Annotated in this window: 19 protein-coding genes and 1 pseudogene; 10 read left to right on the top strand and 10 right to left on the bottom strand. The window is 65.4% G+C overall.

What is annotated here, in order from left to right; genetic code table 11:
- The first annotated feature begins 31 nt into the window (after positions 1 to 31).
- Positions 32 to 991 (top strand): LysR substrate-binding domain-containing protein, encoded by a 960-nt coding sequence (locus HAP54_RS17730; RefSeq protein ID WP_166302199.1) that lies wholly within the window; start codon positions 32 to 34, stop codon positions 989 to 991.
- A 901-nt stretch (positions 992 to 1,892) separates the two neighbouring features.
- On the opposite strand, the gene galU is transcribed toward HAP54_RS17730, so the two are convergent.
- Positions 1,893 to 2,768, bottom strand: a complete 876-nt coding sequence (gene galU, locus HAP54_RS17725) for a UTP--glucose-1-phosphate uridylyltransferase GalU (protein WP_166302197.1) — start codon at positions 2,766 to 2,768, stop codon at positions 1,893 to 1,895.
- A gap of 306 nt (positions 2,769 to 3,074) precedes the next feature.
- On the opposite strand from galU, the gene HAP54_RS17720 reads away from it, so the two are divergent.
- A complete protein-coding gene (locus tag HAP54_RS17720) occupies positions 3,075 to 4,388 on the top strand; it encodes a lytic murein transglycosylase (RefSeq protein ID WP_224742068.1) in 1,314 nt (437 codons plus the stop codon).
- Between the two features lie 359 nt (positions 4,389 to 4,747).
- Positions 4,748 to 6,469, top strand: coding sequence for an SGNH family hydrolase (locus HAP54_RS17715; RefSeq protein ID WP_166302195.1), 1,722 nt, complete (start codon positions 4,748 to 4,750; stop codon positions 6,467 to 6,469).
- 171 nt (positions 6,470 to 6,640) lie between these two features.
- On the opposite strand, the gene HAP54_RS17710 is transcribed toward HAP54_RS17715, so the two are convergent.
- Positions 6,641 to 7,006 (bottom strand): CsbD family protein, encoded by a 366-nt coding sequence (locus HAP54_RS17710; protein WP_166302193.1) that lies wholly within the window; start codon positions 7,004 to 7,006, stop codon positions 6,641 to 6,643.
- 61 nt (positions 7,007 to 7,067) lie between these two features.
- The gene (locus HAP54_RS17705) at positions 7,068 to 7,802 is read right to left on the bottom strand and encodes an SDR family NAD(P)-dependent oxidoreductase (protein ID WP_166302191.1); all 735 of its coding nucleotides are present in this window, start codon (positions 7,800 to 7,802) and stop codon (positions 7,068 to 7,070) included.
- Between the two features lie 176 nt (positions 7,803 to 7,978).
- Here HAP54_RS17705 and HAP54_RS17700 point away from each other — a divergent pair, with 176 nt between their 5' ends.
- Both HAP54_RS17700 and HAP54_RS17695 read left to right on the top strand, forming a co-directional pair.
- Positions 7,979 to 8,758: an SDR family NAD(P)-dependent oxidoreductase gene (locus tag HAP54_RS17700; protein WP_166302189.1), complete on the top strand. Its 780-nt coding sequence runs from the start codon at positions 7,979 to 7,981 to the stop codon at positions 8,756 to 8,758.
- Between the two features lie 228 nt (positions 8,759 to 8,986).
- Entirely contained in the window at positions 8,987 to 9,874 is an 888-nt protein-coding gene (locus HAP54_RS17695) for a TauD/TfdA dioxygenase family protein (protein WP_166302186.1), read from the top strand.
- 145 nt (positions 9,875 to 10,019) lie between these two features.
- Here the strand turns inward: HAP54_RS17695 and HAP54_RS17690 are convergent, their stop codons facing one another.
- Positions 10,020 to 10,679: a YqgE/AlgH family protein gene (locus HAP54_RS17690; protein ID WP_166302183.1), complete on the bottom strand. Its 660-nt coding sequence runs from the start codon at positions 10,677 to 10,679 to the stop codon at positions 10,020 to 10,022.
- 136 nt (positions 10,680 to 10,815) lie between these two features.
- On the opposite strand from HAP54_RS17690, the gene HAP54_RS17685 reads away from it, so the two are divergent.
- The 4 genes from HAP54_RS17685 (at position 10,816) to HAP54_RS17670 (ending at position 13,801) form a co-directional block, all read left to right on the top strand.
- Entirely contained in the window at positions 10,816 to 11,655 is an 840-nt protein-coding gene (locus HAP54_RS17685; RefSeq protein ID WP_166302180.1) for a protein-disulfide reductase DsbD domain-containing protein, read from the top strand.
- 185 nt (positions 11,656 to 11,840) lie between these two features.
- Positions 11,841 to 13,232, top strand: a complete 1,392-nt coding sequence (locus HAP54_RS17680; protein ID WP_166302178.1) for an oligosaccharide flippase family protein — start codon at positions 11,841 to 11,843, stop codon at positions 13,230 to 13,232.
- A 33-nt stretch (positions 13,233 to 13,265) separates the two neighbouring features.
- Entirely contained in the window at positions 13,266 to 13,502 is a 237-nt protein-coding gene (locus HAP54_RS17675) for a hypothetical protein (protein WP_166302175.1), read from the top strand.
- On the top strand, positions 13,499 to 13,801 hold the full coding sequence (locus HAP54_RS17670) for a type II toxin-antitoxin system RelE/ParE family toxin (protein ID WP_166302173.1): 303 nt from the start codon (positions 13,499 to 13,501) through the stop codon (positions 13,799 to 13,801). Before HAP54_RS17675 ends, HAP54_RS17670 begins: the two co-directional genes overlap by 4 nt.
- Before the next feature lie 88 nt (positions 13,802 to 13,889).
- Here the strand turns inward: HAP54_RS17670 and HAP54_RS17665 are convergent, their stop codons facing one another.
- The 4 genes and pseudogenes from HAP54_RS17665 to HAP54_RS17650 form a co-directional block, all read right to left on the bottom strand.
- Positions 13,890 to 14,678, bottom strand: a complete 789-nt coding sequence (locus HAP54_RS17665; RefSeq protein ID WP_166302170.1) for a 3-hydroxybutyrate dehydrogenase — start codon at positions 14,676 to 14,678, stop codon at positions 13,890 to 13,892.
- A gap of 12 nt (positions 14,679 to 14,690) precedes the next feature.
- Positions 14,691 to 15,859: pseudogene (locus HAP54_RS17660) on the bottom strand (DUF3734 domain-containing protein).
- 104 nt (positions 15,860 to 15,963) lie between these two features.
- The gene (locus HAP54_RS17655; RefSeq protein ID WP_166302167.1) at positions 15,964 to 16,461 is read right to left on the bottom strand and encodes a CAP domain-containing protein; all 498 of its coding nucleotides are present in this window, start codon (positions 16,459 to 16,461) and stop codon (positions 15,964 to 15,966) included.
- 429 nt (positions 16,462 to 16,890) lie between these two features.
- The gene (locus tag HAP54_RS17650; protein ID WP_166294930.1) at positions 16,891 to 17,925 is read right to left on the bottom strand and encodes an IS110 family transposase; all 1,035 of its coding nucleotides are present in this window, start codon (positions 17,923 to 17,925) and stop codon (positions 16,891 to 16,893) included.
- A 465-nt stretch (positions 17,926 to 18,390) separates the two neighbouring features.
- Between HAP54_RS17650 and HAP54_RS17645 the strand changes: the two genes are divergently transcribed.
- On the top strand, positions 18,391 to 18,861 hold the full coding sequence (locus tag HAP54_RS17645; RefSeq protein ID WP_166302164.1) for a YybH family protein: 471 nt from the start codon (positions 18,391 to 18,393) through the stop codon (positions 18,859 to 18,861).
- Positions 18,862 to 19,049: 188 nt separating this feature from the next.
- Here the strand turns inward: HAP54_RS17645 and HAP54_RS17640 are convergent, their stop codons facing one another.
- Together HAP54_RS17640 and cysW are read right to left on the bottom strand one after the other, a co-directional pair.
- Entirely contained in the window at positions 19,050 to 20,099 is a 1,050-nt protein-coding gene (locus HAP54_RS17640; protein ID WP_166302161.1) for a sulfate/molybdate ABC transporter ATP-binding protein, read from the bottom strand.
- Positions 20,089 to 21,051 carry a sulfate ABC transporter permease subunit CysW gene (gene cysW, locus HAP54_RS17635; RefSeq protein ID WP_414646202.1) on the bottom strand — a complete coding sequence of 321 codons (963 nt, stop codon included), beginning with the start codon at positions 21,049 to 21,051 and terminating at the stop codon, positions 20,089 to 20,091. The genes HAP54_RS17640 and cysW overlap by 11 nt, the downstream gene beginning before the upstream one ends.
- Between the last annotated feature and the right edge of the window lie 3 nt (positions 21,052 to 21,054).

Here is a 21,054-nt window from a genome sequence, read left to right as displayed (position 1 = left end):
ACTTTAATGATCGCGACGATAAGATAATCTGATGATAAATGTCACACTCCGGCAATTGAGGTATTTCGATGCGCTGGCGCAGCACGGGCATTTCGGCCGCGCCGCGGAGGCCTGCGCGGTCTCGCAGCCGGCGCTGTCGATGCAGATCCGCGAGCTGGAACGCGCCGTCGGCGGCGTGCTGATCGAACGCAATGCGCGACAGGTCACGCTGACGACCTTCGGCGAGGACCTGTTGCATCGCGTGCGCGACATCCTGCGCTCGGTCGACGAGCTCGGCGACTTCGCGCGCGCCTCGCGCGACAAGCTTGCCGGGCGGCTGCGCGTCGGCATGATCCCGACGATTGCGCCATATCTGCTGCCGAAGGTGATCGAGACGCTGGCGCGGCTGCATCCCGAGCTCGACATCCATGTCCGCGAGACACTGACGCCGAAGCTGATCAAGGAGGTCGCCGAAGGCCGGCTCGACACCGCGATCGTGGCGCTGCCGGTGCATGAACCGTCGCTGACCGAGGTCGCGCTGTTCACGGAAAGCTTTTTGCTGGTGCGGCCGGGCGAGGACGCGAAGACGCCGGTGCCGAGCGCCGAGATGCTGCGCGAGATGCGGCTCTTGCTGCTCGAGGAAGGCCATTGCTTCCGCGACCAGGCGCTGTCGTTCTGCAACATGCAGTCGTCGTCGCCGCCGCGCGAGGTGCTGGACGCGAGTTCGCTGTCGACGCTGGTGCAGATGGTCGGCGCCGGCATCGGCGTCACCCTGATCCCCGAGATGGCCGTGACGGTCGAGACGCGCTCGGCGCCGGTCACGGTCTCGCGCTTCAAGAACCCGCAGCCCTCGCGCACCATCGGCATGGTCTGGCGCAAGACCAGCCCGCTCGCGGCACAGCTCCTGCAGATCGCCGAAGTGGTCAGTCTCGCCGCCGACGAATTGCGCGCGCCGAAGGGGAACGGTGCGAAAGAGCCGGCAAAGCGCGCGGGGCGGCGGAAGGTCGCTTGATCGCTCTTGTGGCACGACGGAGCCGCAGGCCGCGTTTGACACGCACGTCGCACCACCCCCACAACTGTCGTCCCGGCGAAGGCCGGGACCCATACGCCGCAGCAATTATAGTGAACGGGACTCGTCGTTCCAGCGACGCTCAGCAACATCCTTTTGTGGTTATGGGTCCCGGCCTTCGCCGGGACGACACCGAGTGTGTTGCATGGCCTGTGAGTCACGCATCCGCATTCTCGCGACATGATTTGTCCGAGCTTTGCTCTTCGTTCCGCCCTCTTTCTCGCAGAGGGCGCAGGGAAAGCCGGGTGCCGATCGCACCCATGGGCCCCGAGCAAAGGTAGAAAGCTCGGGGGTAGGACCACAGGTGTAACCGGGAACAACCCGGCTTTCCCTGCGCGATGGGTTACGGCTTACTTCGTGCTCTCCCCGGCGAGACTTGGCTTGTTTGTCACCGCTTTCGCAAAACGCTTACGCGTTTTGCGAGAGGACACCGGCCACTAGGGCGTCAGGACCACACGACTTCACCGTCCGCGTCACGCGCATTCGTCGACTGCGCAATCAGCGTCCACCGCATCTCACCGCAACACCCGTGACGATGCGCAGCGCCCCTCGATCGGGTGAGACGGGCGGACCATACACCGAGTTGGGTGTTCTGATAAATAGAAATATTTTTGTTGCGGGGGCTTGCGCCGTCGGGCAACTCAGTGGCACGCGCGTGAGGGACGCACCGACGGCAGGGTTCCCTCCCCCCTTGCGGGGGAGGGAGCCTGAGGGGCGTGCTCACCTCACCGTCATTCCGGGGCGCGCCTCTTGGCGCGAGCCCGGAATCCATCGAGCCGCAAAACAAGTGGTGAAATGGATTCCGGGCTCTCGCTTCGCGAGCCCCGGAATGACGAGGAGCGCCTCACCGCTCCAGATACTTCTTCATCTCGGTGATCAGGCCGTCGCGCAGTTCGGGGCGTTTGAGGCCGAAGGCGATGTTGGCGCGGAGGAAGCCGGGCTTCGAGCCGCAATCGTGGCGCTCGCCCTCGAACTCGACGCCGTAGAATTTTTGCGTCCTGGCGAGCCCGATCATCGCGTCGGTGAGCTGAATCTCGCCGCCGGCGCCACGTTCCTGGGTGGCCAGGATATCGAAGATCTCCGGCTGCAGGATGTAGCGGCCGGTGATCGAGAGGTTGGACGGCGCGGTGCCCTGCGGCGGCTTCTCGACCATGCGATCGACCTCGAAGATGTTGCCGGTGCGCTTGCCGACGCTGCAGATGCCGTATTGATGGGTGAGCTCGTCGGGCACCGCCTCGACCGCGATCAGGTTCGACTTGTCGCCGAGCTTGCTTGCGGCGTCGATCATCTGCTTCAGGCAGCCCGGCGTGTTCAGCACCAGCTCGTCCGGCAACACCACGGCAAACGGCTCGTTGCCGACGATGTCGCGCGCGCACCACACCGCGTGGCCAAGACCGAGCGGCGACTGCTGCCGGGTGAAGCTCATCGCGCCGGCTTCGGGCTGGTTCTGCGCCAGGATCTCCTGCTCGGTCTTCTTGCCGCGCTGCGCGAGCGTGGTGTCGAGCTCGAACATGCGGTCGAAATGATCCTCGATGACGCCCTTGTTGCGGCCGGTGACGAACACGAAGTGCTCGATGCCGGCTTCCCTCGCCTCATCGACCACGTACTGGATCAGCGGCTTGTCGACGATCGTCAGCATCTCCTTCGGCATCGCCTTGGTGGCGGGCAGCACGCGGGTACCCAGACCGGCGACGGGGAATACGGCTTTGCGGATCTTCATTGGATTATCGGAAGCCTTGAAATGGGTGGGACGGCGGCACGAAATGAATCACGCCTTGGTACCTGTTTTGCAGCCGCCAACAAAGGCGGATGTGTGGTGAGGCTTAATTCCGCCGTTCCCGCCGGCCAAAGCTGCGGCAGCAAAATCTCGCCGATGTTAAGTTAATGGAAACCGTGCCGGGGCCTTCTGAAACCGCACGTTTTTGACAGGCACACGACAATGCACGCGACGGGAACATCAAGGACCAGGCTTTTCAGCGCGCGCCTCGTCGCGCTGGCCGTTCTGCTGTCAGGCGCGGCGCTGTTGATGCCCGGCGGCGCCCGGGCCCAATCGGGCAACGGCCTGACCAACCTGATCGACAGCATCTTTTCCGGACCCAATGCCGCGACGCCGCCGCAGGCCGCGACCGGAGGCGACGGCACCGCGCCGGCCTGGAGCGGGGAGGACGGCGCCTCCGGCCATCCGCTGATGACGGTGGCGGCGATCCGCCAGGCCGCGTCGGACTTCCCGAACTGCCTCGCAGCGATGTGGCCAGATGCCGCACGACGCAACATCACGCGCGAGAATTTCGAGCGCTTCACCGCGGGCCTCACGCCCGATCTGCGCATCATGGATCTGATGGATTCGCAGCCGGAATTCACCAAGGCGATCTGGGACTATCTCGACATTCTCGTCAGCGACGCGAGGCTGGCGAAAGGCCGCGAGATCCTTGCGAAGTACAAGGCGCAATTCGACGCGACCGAGCAGGCCTATGGCGTCGATCGCTATATCATCGCGGCGATCTGGGGCATCGAATCGAACTATTCGACCCAGATGGGCGATCGCAGCGTGGTGCAGTCGACCGCGACCCTTGCCTGCATCGGTCGCCGCCAGGCCTATTTCAAGGACGAGTTCCTGTCGGCGCTGGAAATCCTCAACCGCGGCGATCTCAGGCCCGAGCAGATGCGCGGCTCCTGGGCCGGCGCCTTCGGCCCGACCCAGTTCATGCCGACCGCGTTCAAGCGCTACGCGGTCGACGGCGACGGCGACGGCCGCCGCGACGTCGTCGACGATCCGAGCGATTTGATCGCCTCGACCGCCAACAATCTGAAAAAGGACGGCTGGCAGACCGGCGCGAGCTGGGGCTACGAGGTCGTGCTGCCGGAAGGCTTCAACTACATGCTGGCCGATCGCGCCAAGGCGATGCCGCTGTCGCAATGGGAGCAGCTCGGCCTCAAGCGGCCGAACGGCCAGCCGTTCCCACGGTCCTCCGACAAGGCCTATCTGCTGGCGCCGGCCGGCGCCGCGGGGCCGGGCTTCCTGATGCAGCAGAATTTCCGGGTGATCATGAAGTACAACCCGGCGGAGGCCTATGCACTCGCGATCGGCCATTTCGCCGACCGCCTGCGCGGCGGCCCACCCTTCGTGCAGCCCTGGCCGCGCCAGGAACGGGTACTGTCGCGCGCCGAGCGGCTGGAACTGCAGCAGCTGCTGGCCCAGCGCGGCTTCTACAAGGGTACGCCCGACGGCCAGTTCGGCGGCCAGACCCGCGAGGCACTGCGCGGCTTCCAGGTCTCGATCGGCGCCCCCGCCGACGGCTTTGCCACCGCCGAGGTGCTGGAGCGGCTGCGGGGAAGGTAGGGCGTCCTACGGAGCTTCTTCACCTCCCCTTGAAAAAGGGGAGGTCGCTTTGCTCGAGAGAGCAAAGCGGGTGGGGATCGTCTCTTTCCACGAGCGACGGTGCGTGTGGCTGACCCCCATCCCGACCTTCCCCCTTTCAGGGGGAAGGAGAAGGCTAAGCCCCGGATGAGGCCCCCGCCCCATCCGGGCTGCGGGCGTGGGCAGCAGGCCCCTCATCCCCAAAAGTAACCGTGAAATCCGATATTTGCCCGGCGCCTTGACGGCCGCCGGGGGCACCCGATTTATGGTGGAAAAGCTGCCCGCTTGCGGCCCGATTCCGCTAGTATGGGGTGGTACTTCCAGATCATTGCGACCGCCCGATGCGAAAGCCGAAGTCCTTCCTGCGCATATTCACCGAAGCCGGCCCGCTGGTCGCGCTCGCGGTGGCGCTTGCGCTCCTGATCGGCGTCGCCCAGCCCGCCTCGGCCCAGTTCTTCGGCTTCCCGGGCTTTGGTGACGCACCCCAGCGCCGCGCGGCGCCGCCGCGCAGCGGTGGCGGTGGCGGCGGCGGCTGGTTCGGGGGCGATTTCTTCGCGCCGTTCCAGCAGCAGCAGCAACCGCAATCACAGCAGCAGCGGCCGCGCGAGGATTTCTCGCGCGCGCCGGCGCCGGCCAAGCGCGAGGCCGCCGCCGAGCGCAACGTGCTCGTGATCGGCGACGCGATGGCCGACTGGCTCGCCTATGGCCTGGAGGATGCCTATTCCGACCAGCCCGACATGGGCGTGATCCGCAAGCACAAGACCGTGTCCGGCCTGATCCGCTATCAGCCCAAGGGCGATCCGGCCGATTGGGCCGCCGCCGCCAAGGGCATTCTCGCCACCGAGAACCCCGACGCGATCGTCGTGATGCTCGGCCTCAACGATCGCACCGCGATCCGCGAACCTGTCGTGGAGAAGAAGGTCGATAAGAAGGACGACAAAAAGGACGCGCGCGCCAAACCGGACGCAAAGCCCGGCGACAAGCCCGATACCGCCGCCAAGACTGATGGCAAGACCGACGGCAAGCCCGCCGATGCCGAGCCGCTAGCCGACGACGCCGACAATGATGCCCAGGCCGCGCCGGAAAAGACCGCGCGCTCGCCCAACGGCCTCTATGAATTCCGCGACGACCGCTGGGTCGAGCTCTACGGCAAGAAGATCGAGGAATTGATCAACGTGCTGAAGAGCAAGGGCGTGCCGGTGCTGTGGGTCGGCCTGCCCGCGATCCGCGGCCAGCAGGGCACGTCGGACATGCTGTTCCTCGACGCGCTGTATCGCGACGGCGCCGGCAAGGCCGGCATCACCTATGTCGACGTCTGGGACGGCTTTGTCGACGAGGCCGGCCGCTTCATGCAAAAGGGCCCGGACTTCGAAGGCCAGCCCCGCAAGCTGCGCTCCGATGACGGCGTGTTCTTCACCAAGGCCGGCGCGCGCAAGCTCGCGCACTATGTCGAGCGCGAGGTGACGCGGCTGCTTGCGGTGCGCACCGGCCCGATCGCGCTGCCGAGCGAGCCGGCAACGCCCGATACCAGCGCCGAGCCTGGCAAGCCGGCGCCGCGGCCGCTGGCGGGCCCCGTGCTGCCGCTGGTCGCCTCCACGGTCGGCACCGATCAATTGCTCGGCGGACCGGGCTCGCGGCCCGCCGCCGTCGATGCGCTCGCCGCGCGCACGCTGGTGAAGGGCGAGGCCCTGGCGCCGCCCGCCGGCCGCGCCGACGATTTCGCCTGGCCGCGCCGCGAGATCGGCCGCGAGCAGGCCAAGGGCGACGTGCCTGTCGCCGCGACCACGCCAGCCGCGCCGAGCGGTGCGCCGGCGAATCCGCCGCCCTCCACCACGGCGATCGCGCCCGACGGCTCGATCATCACCGCGCCGAAGCCGCAACGGCGTGCGTTCCGTCCGGCCCAGGCCCAACCGCAGCAACAGCAGCCGCAGACCCAACCCTGGCTGCGCGACATCTTCGGCTTCGGCGCGCCGCAGCAGCGCCCGCTGGTCGCACCGCCGCCGCGGCCGCCCGGCAATATCGGACAGCGGGCCGCGGCGCCGGGGAATCCCTGGCAGTGGTAAGCGCGAGGCGCGCGGCCTCAAACATAGCTGAGGGTTTGTAAGGCGGATTAACCCACCGGGTCCGCGCGAAGCGCGGCCCGATGACAGGCTCCGGCGTAATCCGCCGATATCGCAATCGTGGAGAAACGGCGGGTTACGCTATCGCTAACCCGCCCTACGCAGCTACGGCGCTCAGCCGTAATAGCGCCAGCGCGACGGCGGCGGGCGGCGCGGCTGGCGCGTCATCAGGAGCGCGAGCGCAAAGCCTATGCCGCCGGCAATCAGCAGCGATCCGAGCGGATTGTCCTGCACCGTCTGCGCCATCGCCTTCTGCCCGCTGCGAACGGTCTCGCCGCGTTGCTCGTAGGCATCCTTGGCGTAGTTGACCGCGGTGTCGGCCGCGTCCTTGGCCTGACCGTAGAAATCCTGCACCGCGCCAGCCGCTTCGCGCACGCGGCCCGATGCTTGCGTCTTTGCATCGCCGGCTACGTCACCGACTGCGCCTTCGGCCTTGCCCGCGAACTCCTTCGCCGTACCGAGAATCCGATCCTTGTCCATCACAACGACTCCCTGAAAATGTCAGGGGGCTAACCGGCGAACCGCGTGCAGGTTCCTGGCGTTAAAGGATCAGCCCGCCATCGACGACGATGGTCTGGCCGACGATGTAGGAGGCGAGCGGCGAGGCGAGGAACAGCGCGGCGCCGGCCATGTCGGCGGGCGTGCCGAGACGCTTCAGCGGAATGCGCTCCAGTGCGCCTTCGAGACGCTTTGGATTGGCCGTCGTCGCCTTGGTCATCTTGGTGTCGACGAGGCCCGGCGCGATGCCGTTGACGCGGATGCCGTTCTCCGCCCAGGCCTCGCCCAGCGTGCGCGTCAGCCCGACGGCGCCGGTCTTCGAGGCGTTGTAGGCCGGATTGCCCATGGTGGAATGATAGGCCGCGGTCGAGCTCACGATGATCAGCGAGCCCTTGCTCGCGGTCAGCATCGCGTGGAATTTGGTGGCGCAGGCCATCAGGCTCATCAGATTGACCTCGAGCACCTTGCGGAAGCCCGCCATCTCGAATTCCCCGCGGCGGTAAATCACCGCGCCCTGCGCCAGCACCAGCACATCGAGCCGGCCGAATGACGGCGTGAAACTCTCGATCGCCTGCGGATTAGAGACATCGAGCTGCGCGTAGGCGAGGCCCTCGAGATCCGAGCCCTCCTCTTTCGAATAATCGCTCGCCTGCGCACGGGTGCCGTACACACTGACGCGCGCGCCCTTGGCGCGGAAGGCCTGCGCGATGCCGTTGCCGATGCCGCTGGAGCCGCCGACCACCAATATTTGCTTGCCGCCGAAATCGAGCTCGTTCATCGCGTTCCTCCTTCTCTGTTTTCTTGATTGAGCATCATCCTTTTCGAAAAGCCAACCGGGAAACTTGCGTTAACGCGCTGCGCGCGCGCCGATATCGGATCGGTGGTTTGACGTCTCCGCGGATCGGTGCCAGCGTTGTCGATCTCACAACGCAAAAAAATCAACGGGGGTCCGTCATGTCCGAATTCAAACAGCTCAGCCGTTCGGTGAAGGGCCTCACCGTTCTCGTCACCGGCGCCGCCAGCGGCATGGGCCGCGCCACCGCGCGGGTGTTCGCCGACGAAGGCGCCAATGTCGCGGTCACCGACCTGACCGAAGAAGGCACGCAGGCGGTGGCGAAGGAAATCTCGGCGAGCGGCGGCTCGGCAAAGGCCTGGACGCTCGACGTCGCCGATCGCGATGCGATCACTAAAGTCGTCAACGATGTCGCCGCGCATTTCGGCGGGCTCGACATCGTCGTCAACAATGCCGGCATCTCGGTGCGCGTGGCGATCGACGATCCCGGATACGAGGACGCCTGGGCCAAGGGCATCGCGGTGATGCTGACGGCGCATCCACGCATCATCCGCGCCGCACTGCCGTACCTGCGCAAGTCGCGATCGCCGCGCATCGTCAACATCGCCTCGACCGAGGCGCTCGGCGCGACCGGGTTGCACAGCGCCTACTCCGCGGCGAAGGGCGGCGTCGCCAGCCTGACCCGCTCGCTCGCGGTGGAACTGGGGCGCGAGGGCATCACCGTGAACTGCATCTGCCCGGGCCCGATCCGCACCGCCATCACCGACCGCATCTCCGAGGAGCACAAGACGATCTACGCCAAGCGCCGCACCGCGCTCGCGCGTTACGGCGATCCCGAAGAGGTCGCGCACATGACGCTGAGCCTGTGCCTGCCCGCGGCATCGTTCCTGACCGGCGCCGTGATTCCGGTCGACGGCGGGTTGATGGCCAGAAACGCTTGATGCGTTCCCCGGATGCGGCGCAGCACAGAGTGGTGCGCTGCTGATCCGGGGCCACGCAGCAAGGGTCCCGGCTCTGCGGTGCACCGTCAAGAGACGCTGCACCGCGTCCGGGACACGAGTCGGCGCAACCCTGCATGTCGTACCGTGCGTTGACAGGGCGCTCCTCGGGAGTAGCCTTCCCGGCAAGCGAAGCGGGACAACCGCCCGCGCGATACGGGGAGATACGCCATGACGGCCCTGATCCGCCAGCTTCACAAGCATTTCGTCGGCGAGGTCTCCGGCGTCGATCTGCGCAAGCCGCTGACGAAGCAGGAAGCGATCGACATCGAGGCCGGCATGGACAAATACGCCGTGCTCGTCTTCCACGGCCAGGACATCACGGACGACCAGCAGATGGCGTTCGCGCTGAATTTCGGCGAGCGCGAGGATGCGCGCGGTGGCACCGTGGCGAAGAAGGAGGACTACCGTCTCTCCGCCGGGCTCAACGATGTCAGTAATCTCGGCAAGGACGGCAAGCCGCTGCCGAAGGATCACCGCACCCATCTGTTCAACCTCGGCAACTGCCTGTGGCATTCCGACAGCTCGTTCCGGCCGATCCCGGCGAAGTTCTCGCTGCTGTCGGCGCGCGTGGTGAACCCGAAGGGCGGCAACACCGAATTCGCCGACATGCGCGCCGCCTATGACGCGCTCGACGACGAGACCAAGGCGGAGATCGAGGACATGATCTGCGAGCACTCGCTGATGTATTCGCGCGGCTCGCTCGGCTTCCTCGATTATACGGATGAAGAAAAGCAGATGTTCAAGCCGGTGCTGCAGCGCCTGGTGCGCACGCATCCGGTGCACGGCCGCAAGTCGCTCTATCTGTCGTCGCATGCCGGCGCCATCAGGGGCATGAGCATGCCGGAGGCACGGCTGCTGCTGCGCGACCTCACCGAGCACGCGACGCAGGGCGAGTTCGTCTATGTGCACAAATGGACGGTGCATGACCTCGTGATGTGGGACAACCGCCAGACCGTGCACCGCGTCCGCCGCTACGACCAGTCGCAGCCCCGCGACATGCGCCGCGCCACGGTGGCGGGCACCCAGCCGACGGTGGCGCAGGAAGCGGCGGAGTAGCGGGCGCAGCCATATCCCAAGCTGTCATCGCCCGGCTCGACCGGGCGATCCAGTATTCCAGAGACATTTGTGGATTGCCGAAGGGCCACGGCGTACTGGATGCCCCGCTTTCGCGGGGCATGACACGGAGAGAGACGCGCACAAACTACGCGTGGCCGGCGTCGTTGGAGAGCATGCCGGCCTCGATGCCGATCTTGCGCAGGGCGCGCGCGTATTTCTCGTCGACATCGGCGCCGAAGATCAGCTCCGGATCGGCGTCGCAGTGCAGCCAGCCATTGTGCTGGATCTCGTTCTCGAGCTGGCCCGGCGCCCAGCCGGCATAGCCGAGCGCGAGGATCGCGTGCTTGGGGCCTGAGCCCTTGGCGATCGCCTTGAGGATGTCGACGGTCGCAGTCAGCGAGATGCCGTCGTCGATGTTGAGCGTCGCATCCTGGATGTAGAAGTCGCTGGAATGCAGCACGAAGCCGCGGCCGGTGTCGACCGGGCCGCCCTTCATCACCTTCATCATCTCGGCATTCTCGGGCAGCTGGATCTGGTCCGATTTCTCGATGATGTCGAGCTGCACCAGGAGCCCGGGGAAATCGATGCTGCCGGCCGGGCGATTGACGATGATGCCCATGGCGCCCTCGGAGGAATGGGCGCACATGTAGATCACCGAGCGCTCGAAGCGCGGGTCGTTCATCACAGGCATCGCAATCAGCATCTGGCCGTCGAGATAGCCATCATCGGCGGCATGGGGACCGGGGGCCGGGTTTCTGCCGGCGGCGGTCCTGCGAGTCTTGCCTGTTTTGCCTTCAGGGCGCATCCGCAAAGGCCTTTCCTGCTGATTTGGCATCCTGATATTGGGTCGCGGTTCTGTCAATCAACCATCGCCCGGCGTGCGGCGATGCATCACAAGCAATTCAATGGTTTGCGACGAAAGTTGCGGGTAAAGACGTCTCATGATCGTCACAGTTCCCCTGCGGGCCGCCTTTGGCGTTGCCGCCCTACTTTCCGTCGCATCCATGGCAACGGAGGTCCGCGCCGACGACGCCTCGCCGTGGCAGCAGGACACGCATTCGGCGGTACGGCTGCTCGCGGGATCGCGCAGCGGCACGGTGCTGCTCGGCGGCATTGCCTTCCAGCTGCAGGACGGCTGGAAGACCTACTGGCGGACACCCGGCGATTCCGGCGTGCCGCCGCGGTTCGATTTCTCTAGGTCGGACAATGTCGAGGCTGTCACGGTGATGTGGCCGGCGCCGCGCCAGTTTGACGACGGCGCCGGCGGCACCTCGCTCGGCTACAAGCACCAGGTGGTGCTGCCGCTGCGCATCGTCGCGAAGAACCCCGACAAGCCGCTGGTGCTGCGCGCCGACATCAACTACGCGGTGTGCGAGAAGCTGTGCGTGCCGGTGGAAGCGAAGGCCGAGCTGGCATTCGCCAGCGTCGCCTCGACCGAGGACGCCGCGCTGACCGACGCGCTCAACGCGGTGCCGAAGCCCGCCAATATCGGCGATCCCACGCCGTTCACGATCCGCGACGTCAAGCGCGACGGCAAGAACAACGTGCTGGTCGATGTCACCGCGCCCGAGAGCCGCGACCTCAGCCTGTTCGTCGAGGGGCCGACGCCCGACTGGGCGCTTCCGGTGCCCAAGCTGGTCGAGCACGCGCCGCCCGGCGTGAAGCGCTTCTCTTTCGAGCTCGACGGGCTGCCGCCCGGCGCCACGGCGGAAGGCGCCGCGCTGAAGCTGACACTGGTCGGCGGCGACAAGAGCTACGAATTCAATATCAATTTGAACTGACGCCATTTGAGCTAATGCCGTGGGCGCTCGCCAAGCGGGCAGTTCCGCCGGCGCGAGCCGCGTCTGATACGCAGTTTGGCGCATCGGCAGGTTCCCTGCCCGGGCGGCCGTCCAACCCAATCTTAACGTTTCGTTGATAGATCGAGGCGCATTGCCGCGCTGCGGCGCTTCAGGAATTTTCCGCCTTGGCTGTGATGGAAACCCAAACCGCAACTTCTGCGCCATCGGGCCCGGTCGCACGCCTGCGGGGCCTCGCCGCGCGCCTGCTCGGCGGCACCAAGGAGGCCTCGGTCACCAAGCGCCTGGCCGGCACCATCTTCGTCATCCGCGTCATCAGCGCCGCGATCGCCTATCTCGCGCAGATCCTGCTGGCGCGCTGGATGAGCGGCTCGGACTACGGCATCTATGTCTATGTCTGGACCTGGGTGCTGCTGCTCGGCAGCACCATGGATTTCGGCATCGCGCCCTCCTCGCAGAAGATCATCCCGGAATATCGCGCGCGCGGCGACCTCGCCGCGCTGCGCGGCTTCCTCTCCGGCGGCCGCTGGGTGGTGCTGGCCGCGTCCAGCACGGTGGCGCTGCTGCTCGCTGGCGTGATCCATTTCGCGTCGCCCTGGATCGACTCCAACGCGATCGTGCCGCTCTATATCGGCTGCCTGACGCTGCCGCCCTTCGTGGTCGCCAACACCCAGGACGGCATCTCGCGCGCGCATGACTGGATGCAACTCGGCCTGATGCCGCAGTTCATCGTCCGGCAGGGGCTGATCATCGCGCTGACTGCCGGCGCGCTGGCGCTCGGCCTCAATCTCGGCGCGACGGTGGCGATGATCGCGAGCGCCGCTGCGGTCTACATCGCGGCGATCGGCCAGATGATCGTGCTGAACCGCCGGCTCACCGCCCATGTCGGGCCCGGCGAGAAGACCTATGACGTCAAGGGCTGGTTCGCGATCTCGCTGCCGATCATGCTGGTCGAAAGCTTCTATCTGCTGCTCGGCTACACCGACGTGCTGATGCTGCAGCAATTCCGCTCGTCGGAAGAGGTCGGCATCTATTTCGCCGTGGTGAAGACGCTGGCGCTGGTGTCGTTCGTGCACTACGCGATGTCGGCGACGACGGCGCACCGCTTCGCCGAGTACAACGCGCTCGGCGACAAGGACCGGCTGTCGGCCTATGTCGCGCACGCGATCAGCTGGACATTCTGGCCTTCGCTGTTCGCGACCATCGCGCTGCTCGCGTTCGGCAAGCCGCTGCTGTGGCTGTTCGGCCCGAAATTCGTCGACGGCTACAGCATCATGTTCATCGCCGCGATCGGCCTTGTGATCCGCTCGGCGATCGGGCCGGTCGAGCGCCTGTTGAACATGCTCGGACACCAGGGCATCTGCGCGACGGCCTATGCGGTGTCGTTCTTCATGAATGTCGGGCTCTGCATCGCGCTCGTCCCGCGCTACGGCGGCATGGGCGCGGCCGCCTCGACCTCGCTGTCGCTGACCTTCGAGACGATCCTGCTGTTCTATGTGGTGCGCTCGCGGCTCGGGCTGCACGTGCTGGCGTTCGGGAAGGCCCGTTCCGCGCCGTAGCATTTCCGCCGACTACGGCATATATTACGCGACATGACCGCCGCCGAACTGAAAAATCTGCTCGATCGCGTTCAATCCTGGCCCGAGTCGGCACAGGATGAACTCGTATCGATCGCAAACCAGATCGAAATCGAACTGCAGGCCCAGGACTACGTCGCGACGCGGGACGAATTGCGGGTCATCGATGCCGCAATGGAGTCCATCGACGCAGGCGAGTGCGCGACCGACGAAGAGGTCGCAGCCGCGTTTGCCAAATTTCGTCGCAAGTGAAGGTCGTCTTCTCGCGCCAAGCGCTGACTGATCTGGACGAAATCGCGACTTACTATTCGACCCACGCCAGCCCGACAATCGCTGCGGCTGAACGCCGCTTCCACGAAGTTATTGACCGTGTGAGCCGCGCGCCCGGATCAGCGCCGCGCGTCTCACAGCGCTCCGCGGTCCGTGCGATCACCGTCCTGCGCTATCCGTTCCGTATCTTCTATCGGGTCCGCAGCGATACAATCGACATCCTGCACATCAGACATACATCTCGGATGCCGTTCTCCCCGTCCGATCCGGATCCGCACTAGCTCGCGGTCTCAAGTAAAAGCCGGCCCTGATTCAATCAGGGCCGGCTCATTGTTTCTGGCAGTCCAGCGACAAATCCCGCCGGAAAAACTACTCCGCGGTCCAGCCGCCGTCGATCGAGAGATTGGCGCCGGTGATCTGCGCGGCATCGTCGCCGCACAGGAACAGCGCGAGTGCTGCGACCTGCTCCGAGGTGACGAACTCCTTGGTCGGCTGGGCGGCGAGCAGCACGTCCTTGATGACCTGCTCCTTGGTCAGATTGCGCGCCTTCATGGTCTCCGGAATCTGGTGCTCGACCAGCGGCGTCCAGACGTAGCCCGGGCTGATGCAGTTGCAGGTGATCTTGAACTGCGCGAGCTCGAGCGCCGCGGTCTTGGTCAGGCCGGCGATGCCGTGCTTGGCCGAAACATAGGCCGACTTGAACGGCGAGGCGACCAGCGAGTGCGCGGAAGCCGTATTGATGATGCGGCCCCAGCCGCGCTTCTTCATGCCGGGCACCGCGGCGCGGATGCCGTAGAACGCCGACGACAAATTGATCGCGATGATCGCTTCCCACTTCTCCGGCGGAAACTCCTCGATCGGCGAAACGAACTGGATGCCGGCATTGTTGACGAGGATGTCGACCGAACCGAAGGTCTTCTCGCCGAGCGCGATCATGTCGGCGATCTCGGCCGGCTTGGTCATGTCGGCCGGCGAATAGGCCGCCTTGACCTTGAAGTCGGTCTCGATGCCGGAACGCTCCTTCTCGATGTCGGCCGGCACGCCCATGCCGTTGAGGACGATATTGGCGCCGGCGCCGGCAAAGGCGCGCGCATAAGCCAATCCGATGCCGCTGGTCGAGCCGGTCACAACGGCGGTCTTGCCTGTCAACGTACCCATTGTTGTTCGCTCCTATTTGCTTGCCGGGGGCGTGGGTTCGTCCCCCGTGAGATCGTAAGTCACCATGGTTTCCCCGGACTGTGGCCGTTCTAGCCATTCTTTGTGACGCATCGACAAATGCACGTCGCGCACGCCGGCGCCCCAGTGCTCGACCATCGCAACATGGGAGAAGTCGTAGTCCTTCGACGAGCTCTCGTAGTTCTTGCTCTTGTAGATCAGGTGAACCACCGTGACGGTGTTCTCCTTGGACGCCTTGCGCAGCAGCTCGACCGACGGATCGTTCTTCAGGTAATCCGGCAGCTTGCTGATCAGGTCGCGCACCGCCATGCGGGCGTTATGGATCTGCTTGTTCTTGTCGGTGTTCATCCGCGTCCGGCTGGAAAAGCGGATGTCCTTTTCGCGCTCGGCGGCCTCCAGCAGCGTCTCCGGCAACAGCCCGCGCGCGCTGAACAGGTCGACCTGAAAGATCAGGAGATCACGGCTGATCTCCTCGTCCAGCACGAAGTCGAGCGGGGTGTTGGAGGCGATGCCGCCATCCCAGTAATGCTCGCCCTCGATCACGACGGCGGGAAAGCCCGGCGGCAACGCACCCGAGGCCATGATGTGCTCGGGGCCGATCTTCTTGCCGCGCTTCTTGAACTCGTAATTGTCGAAATAGCAGAAATTTCCTGAGGTGACGCTGACCGCACCGACCGACAGGCGCGTCTTCAGATCGTTGATGCGATCGAAGTCAACCAGCCGCTCCAGCGTCTTCTTCAGGGGCGCGGTGTCGTAATAGCTCAGCGATTGCGAGCTGCCGGGCGGCCACAGCGGCGCCGGCGGAAGCCGCGGCGTGAAGAAGCCGGGCACGCCGAAGGTCGCGATGATCGCCGCAGAGGTCTCGTTGAACAGCGAGCGGGCGCGCTCATGCTTCAAGACCGGATTCCACGGCACCGGCGCCGACACCATCTCCCAGAATTCCTTCAGCCGCGGCACGCGCTTGTCCGGCTCGTTGCCGGCAATGATCGCGGCATTGATGGCGCCGATCGAGATGCCAGCGATCCATTCCGGCTCGAAGCCCGCATGGCAGAGCGCCTGGAAGGCGCCGGCCTGATAGGAGCCGAGCGCACCGCCGCCCTGAGAACCAGCACACGCTGCGCTTGCGCCGGCGTCGAGGCGGGCGCGGTGTCAGAAGTATCCATTCGTAACCGCCCAGTCAGGATTACCTTGCAGCGCACCGTGGCGGCTGTTCGCAGCCGCGTCAATCGACGAGATGCGGAAGCGGATCACGCGGATTTTATCGAAATCAGGTTGCCGCCAAAATGAGCGTCCAGAACACCTTGTATTTGGTGTTGGGAGCATAGACGGCCGCGATGCCCATTTTTGTGACACCGCTCTTGAGCATATTGGCCTTGTGCGGCGGTGAATCGCGCCACCCTGAAAATGCTTCCGCCAGCGTGTGATAGCCGGCCGAGATGTTCTCGACCGCGACGGTTGCGGGATAGCCCCCGGCCTGCAGCCGCTTGCCGAGCGGGGCCTTCACGTCATGGTCCATCTTGTTGCGGGCGGCCATCGCCTGCGACTGCTGCTCGGCAAGCTTCGTCAGGTCCGGATCCACCACGACGGTGCCAAGACCATTGTTCTGGCGGTATTGCGAAAACATGATCGCGGCCGCCTGGCTATCCAGCACCGCGCCGGCCTGCGCCATGTTGAGATACATGGTCGGTTCTTCCGGGATTTTGGTGTCTGCGGCACAGCCGGCGAGCACCAGTAGCCCGAACAGGGCAACCGTCGTCCGTTTCACTGGTAAAAACCCCCAAGGTTGGCCCGCCGTTGTTGCATACCAACCGTGGCTGAATGGTGAACAGGGGCTAACTTTTGGCCTGTTCCAGCACGTAGCCCGGATGGAGCGAAAGCGTAATCCGGGACGGTCCAACCACGCGGTTCGATCCCCGGATTACGCTGCGCTTCATCCGGGCTTCTGTAACGGGCCTTTGTAAGTCAATCCCTTTTTGCGTGATCCACTCGCCGGGCACTTGCTTCTGTACGGGATCGGCGCGAAGGCCGTCGCCTGATGGGGTGCATTGAGGAGCCGGCCGGCCAATCTACGGAAGCGTGGTTGTGAGCCACTTCCCGGATGGCGGCCTGACCGGATCCATCGTCCCGGCGCAGGGACCTCGCTCAGGGAGAGCCTGGTGTCGTGGCCCGCCCAGAACCGATTGCTGCTCCTTGCTTAGGTTGCCGAGGCCTTGGCCATCGGGTTGAACGGTTTGGCGTCGGCGAGCATGCGATGCAGAACGACGGCGAGCTTGCGTGCGAGCGCCACCTTGGCCTTGCGCAGGCCTGCGCGCCGGGCGATCCGCATCGCCCAGCCTTTCAGCGCCGAGCAGTTCCTGACCGGCTTGGTCAGCATGACGTGAGCCGCTTGATAGAGCGCCTCGCGCACGGAGGCATCGCCGATCTTGCTGATGCGGCCGGTATAGTCGGTTTCGCCCGATTGGTACTTCTTCGGGGTGAGGCCAAAATGCGCTCCCGTCGCCTTCGAGGACCGGAAGCGCTTCGGGTCGTCGACCGCCGAGGCGTAGGTAAGCGCCACGATCGGGCCGACGGACGGTGTCGTCATCAGGAGGCGGGCTTGAGGGTGCGACCTGGCGAGCTTTTGGGTGTGCTTATCCAGGCCATTGAACTCGCGCCGCAGCACGGCGTGGGCTTCGAGCAGCGCCTGTGCCACGATCTCAAGTCCGGGATGGCCCGCTACGAGCTCCCGGATGCGTTCGGCGAACGTGCGCTCGGTGGTCGTGCCGACCTTCAGACCGAAGCCGCGGAGCACGCCGCGCAGGCTGTTCTCGATGTCGCGCAGCTTGGACTGCAGCAGCTTGCGTGCCGTCAGAACCGCCCGCGTCTCTTGCGCTTCGATCGACTTGCAGTGCACCGGCCGGAACCAGCCCAGCCGCATCAGTTGCGCGATCCCGCGGGCATCGTTGCGGTCCGACTTCACCGGCATCGCCTTGAAGGCATCGCGGACGTGCCGCGTCTCCAACAGTTCGACTGCCAGGCCCGCATCCCGCATCGCTGCGTAGAGCCATTGCGACAGCGGACCAGCCTCCAGCCCGATCCGTTCCAGCACCAACCCCAGCGACCGCAACCAGGTGATCAAGGCCTCCGGCTCACTCGCAACCCTCGCCTCGCGCAAAATCTTACCTGTCCCATCGACAAGGCAGACGCTCGAGCATTCCAAAGACACGTCGATTCCTGCATAGTGGTACATGGTCGTCCCTTAATGATGCTTGGAGCGGGCTTGCCCGACTCCGTTTATTGACACCATCAGTTTGAGGGACGACCGCCTTCCAACCAACAGGCCGCTCGCGAGCGCGCTTCCAAATCGCGCCGTAGCGAGCGGGCGGCCGGCCCGTTACCCCATCTACGGCCTTCTCCTTCCCCCTGAAAGGGGGAAGGTCTGGATGGGGGTCGGCCGCAGGCGACGCTGCAAGTGGAGAGAGCAGATCCCCACCCGCTTTGCTCTGGCGAGCAAAGCGACCTCCCCTTTTCAAGGGGAGGTTTTGACCCGTCGTCCGGATGGAGCCAACGGGTCGCGCGAACGCGCAACCGGTGACAGGCTCCGCGATCCGCGGTCAGTCGATCCGCGGAACAAAGTCCCCGGACCTCGCTTCGTTGACACTGTTGTGCGTTTCTGGCTCCGTCGGCCGCCATAGCCGTCGGGTTGAGGAAGATGATGAGCCAGCAAACAGCGCTGCCGATCGCCGATTCAGCAACGACCCGATCCGTCTTCGATTGGCTCGAGCGGTTCGCGGCCTGCGTCAGGGCGGTGGACTATGCTGCGGCCCGTCCGTTCTGGCATTCCGATATCATCTCGTTTGGCACCTACCAGGAACTGATCCGCGGCCGCACGCGCTGGACCGAGATGCAATGGGACAATGTCTGGCCGCGCACGGCGGATTTCGCCTTCGACCTCGACAATACGGCGGTGCTGGTGAGCGCCGACGGCGGCACGGCGACGGTGATCACGCCGTGGACGAGCGCTGGCTTCCATCCCGACGGAAGCCGGTTCGATCGGCCAGGGCGGGCGACGATCATCCTCGCGCGTCAGGCCGACGGACATTGGCTCGGCATTCACTCGCACATGTCGCTGCAGCGTGGCGTACCGCAGGACAGCCACGGCAACCGGCCGGTCAGGGCGCGTTAGTCACAGGCTGTTGGCTCATCCGAGCTACGGCACTTGCTTCTCCTTCCCCCTGCAAGGGGGAAGGTCGGGATGGGGGTCGGCCACAGGCGACAGCCGATGTCGTGGAGAGAGGATCCCCACCCGCTTTGCTCTGACGAGCAAAGCGACCTCCCCTTTTCAAGGGGAGGTTTGGGCACGGCGGCCGGGTCCTACTCCTGTGCCGCAAAAATCCGGTAGCGGCGGGGCTGCAAGGAGACGATTTCGCCGGCCTGCAGCTCGCGATCGCGGGGGGCGTCGATCTCGATCACGGTCTTGCCCTCGCTACCCGACAGCGCCACTTCGGCGCGCTGGATCGGCCCGAACGAACGGACGTGACGGATGGCGCCTTCCAGGGCGCCGGTTCCGGCCGGACCGACCGCCATGTCATGGCGGCGGACGAACAGCTTTGCGGCGCCCGATGCCGCGCCGAGCGCCGGAATGTTCAGCGGACGGCCGTCCAGCCGCACCGCGTCGCCGGCCACATCGACCGGAAGCACGATGGATTCGCCGATGAAGCCGTGCACGAAGGCGGTCGCCGGGTTGTCATAGACCTCGCCGGGCGAGCCGATCTGCTCGATCTTGCCTTTGTCCATCACCACGACGCGGTTGGCGACTTCGAGCGCCTCCTCCTGGTCGTGGGTGACGAAGATCGAGGTGACGTGGATCTCGTTGTGCAGCGAGCGCAGCCATTGCCGGAGCTCCTTGCGCACCTTGGCATCGAGCGCGCCGAACGGCTCGTCAAGCAGCAGGATGCGCGGCTCGATCGCAAGCGCACGCGCCAGCGCGATGCGCTGCCGCTGGCCGCCGGACAGCTGGCTCGGATAGCGGTTGGCGAGCCAATCGAGCTGCACCAGGTCGAGCAATTCCTTGACCCGGGCGCGGATCGTCGCCTCGTCCTTGCGGATCGCGCGCGGCTGCACGCGCAGGCCGAACGCGACGTTCTCGAACACCGTCATATGGCGGAACAGCGCGTAGTGCTGGAACACGAAGCCGACCTGACGCTCGCTGGCGCCGCGCGACAGCGCATTCTCGCCGTCGATCGCGACCTCGCCGCTGTCTGGCCAGTCCAGTCCCGCGATGATCCGCAGCAGCGTGGTCTTGCCGGAGCCGGACGGGCCGAGCAGCGCCAACAGCTCGCCATCGTCAACCTTGAGATCGACATTGTCGAGCGCGGCAAAGCTGCCGAACGTCTTTACGATATTCTTGACTTCAATCGCCATCGGGCACCTCTGCCTCGTCGAGCCGTTGCTCGAGAACGGTCTTCGCCACCAGCGTGATCAGCGCCAGCATCGCCAGCAGCGATGCGATCGCGAACGACGCGACGAACTGATATTCGTTGTAGAGAATTTCGACCAGGAGCGGCATCGTGTTGGTCTCGCCGCGGATATGGCCGGAGACGACCGAGACCGCACCGAACTCGCCCATCGCGCGCGCGTTGCAGAGCAGGACGCCGTAGAGCAGGCCCCACTTGATGTTGGGCAGCGTCACGCGGAAGAAGGTCTGCAGTCCGGAAGCGCCGAGCGAGATCGCCGCCTCCTCCTCCTGGGTGCCTTGCTCCTGCATCAGCGGGATCAGCGCGCGCGCCACGAACGGGAAGGTGACGAAGATCGTCGCCAGCGCGATGCCGGGCACCGCGAACAGGATATGGACGTTGTGCGCCTGCAGCCACGGACCGAAATAGCCCTGGGCGCCGAACAGCAGCACGAAGACCAGGCCGGAGATCACGGGCGAGACCGAGAACGGCAGGTCGATCAGCGTGATCAGGAAGGTCTTACCGGTGAATTCGAATTTCGAGATCGCCCAGGCCGCGACCACGCCGAACACCAGATTGAGCGTGACCGAGATCGCGGCGATCAGCAGCGTCAACTTGATAGCGGCGAGCGCCTCGGGCTCGGCCAGCGCGGCGACATAGGCGCCGATCCCTTTCGAGAAGGCCGACGCGAACACGACGACCAGCGGCAGCACGACGAACACGCTGAGGAAGGTGATCGCCAGCGCGATGATGATGAAGCGGATCGGGCCGGGCTCGGTGCGCAAATTGCGCTGCGCCGTGCCGGGCTCCGCGCGCGCGATCTCGAGCCGCGGCACTGGCGCCGCCACGCTGACATCGGTCGCGGGCGCGTAGGTCCGCAGTTGCGTCGTCGAGGTCACCAATCCCGTCTGCATCGACATCTC

Source organism: Bradyrhizobium sp. 2S1, assembly GCF_011516625.5.
GTDB lineage: Bacteria > Pseudomonadota > Alphaproteobacteria > Rhizobiales > Xanthobacteraceae > Bradyrhizobium > Bradyrhizobium septentrionale.
Note: the sequence above shows the minus strand (reverse complement) of the source record. Positions and strands in the feature narration are given on the sequence as shown.

Bases quoted from the DNA above. Each gene is read 5' to 3' on its own strand.
- HAP54_RS17665 (WP_166302170.1), bottom strand. From the start codon at position 14,678: ATGGGTACGTTGACAGGCAAGACCGCCGTTGTGACCGGCTCGACCAGC.
- HAP54_RS17720 (WP_224742068.1), top strand. From the start codon at position 3,075: ATGCCCGGCGGCGCCCGGGCCCAATCGGGCAACGGCCTGACCAACCTG.
- HAP54_RS17700 (WP_166302189.1), top strand. From the start codon at position 7,979: ATGTCCGAATTCAAACAGCTCAGCCGTTCGGTGAAGGGCCTCACCGTT.
- HAP54_RS17645 (WP_166302164.1), top strand. From the start codon at position 18,391: ATGAGCCAGCAAACAGCGCTGCCGATCGCCGATTCAGCAACGACCCGA.
- HAP54_RS17690 (WP_166302183.1), bottom strand. From the start codon at position 10,679: ATGCGCCCTGAAGGCAAAACAGGCAAGACTCGCAGGACCGCCGCCGGC.
- HAP54_RS17705 (WP_166302191.1), bottom strand. From the start codon at position 7,802: ATGAACGAGCTCGATTTCGGCGGCAAGCAAATATTGGTGGTCGGCGGC.
- HAP54_RS17685 (WP_166302180.1), top strand. From the start codon at position 10,816: ATGATCGTCACAGTTCCCCTGCGGGCCGCCTTTGGCGTTGCCGCCCTA.
- HAP54_RS17640 (WP_166302161.1), bottom strand. From the start codon at position 20,099: ATGGCGATTGAAGTCAAGAATATCGTAAAGACGTTCGGCAGCTTTGCC.
- HAP54_RS17715 (WP_166302195.1), top strand. From the start codon at position 4,748: ATGCGAAAGCCGAAGTCCTTCCTGCGCATATTCACCGAAGCCGGCCCG.
- cysW (WP_414646202.1), bottom strand. From the start codon at position 21,051: ATGTCGATGCAGACGGGATTGGTGACCTCGACGACGCAACTGCGGACC.
- HAP54_RS17695 (WP_166302186.1), top strand. From the start codon at position 8,987: ATGACGGCCCTGATCCGCCAGCTTCACAAGCATTTCGTCGGCGAGGTC.
- HAP54_RS17675 (WP_166302175.1), top strand. From the start codon at position 13,266: ATGACCGCCGCCGAACTGAAAAATCTGCTCGATCGCGTTCAATCCTGG.
- galU (WP_166302197.1), bottom strand. From the start codon at position 2,768: ATGAAGATCCGCAAAGCCGTATTCCCCGTCGCCGGTCTGGGTACCCGC.
- HAP54_RS17710 (WP_166302193.1), bottom strand. From the start codon at position 7,006: ATGGACAAGGATCGGATTCTCGGTACGGCGAAGGAGTTCGCGGGCAAG.
- HAP54_RS17730 (WP_166302199.1), top strand. From the start codon at position 32: ATGATAAATGTCACACTCCGGCAATTGAGGTATTTCGATGCGCTGGCG.
- HAP54_RS17650 (WP_166294930.1), bottom strand. From the start codon at position 17,925: ATGTACCACTATGCAGGAATCGACGTGTCTTTGGAATGCTCGAGCGTC.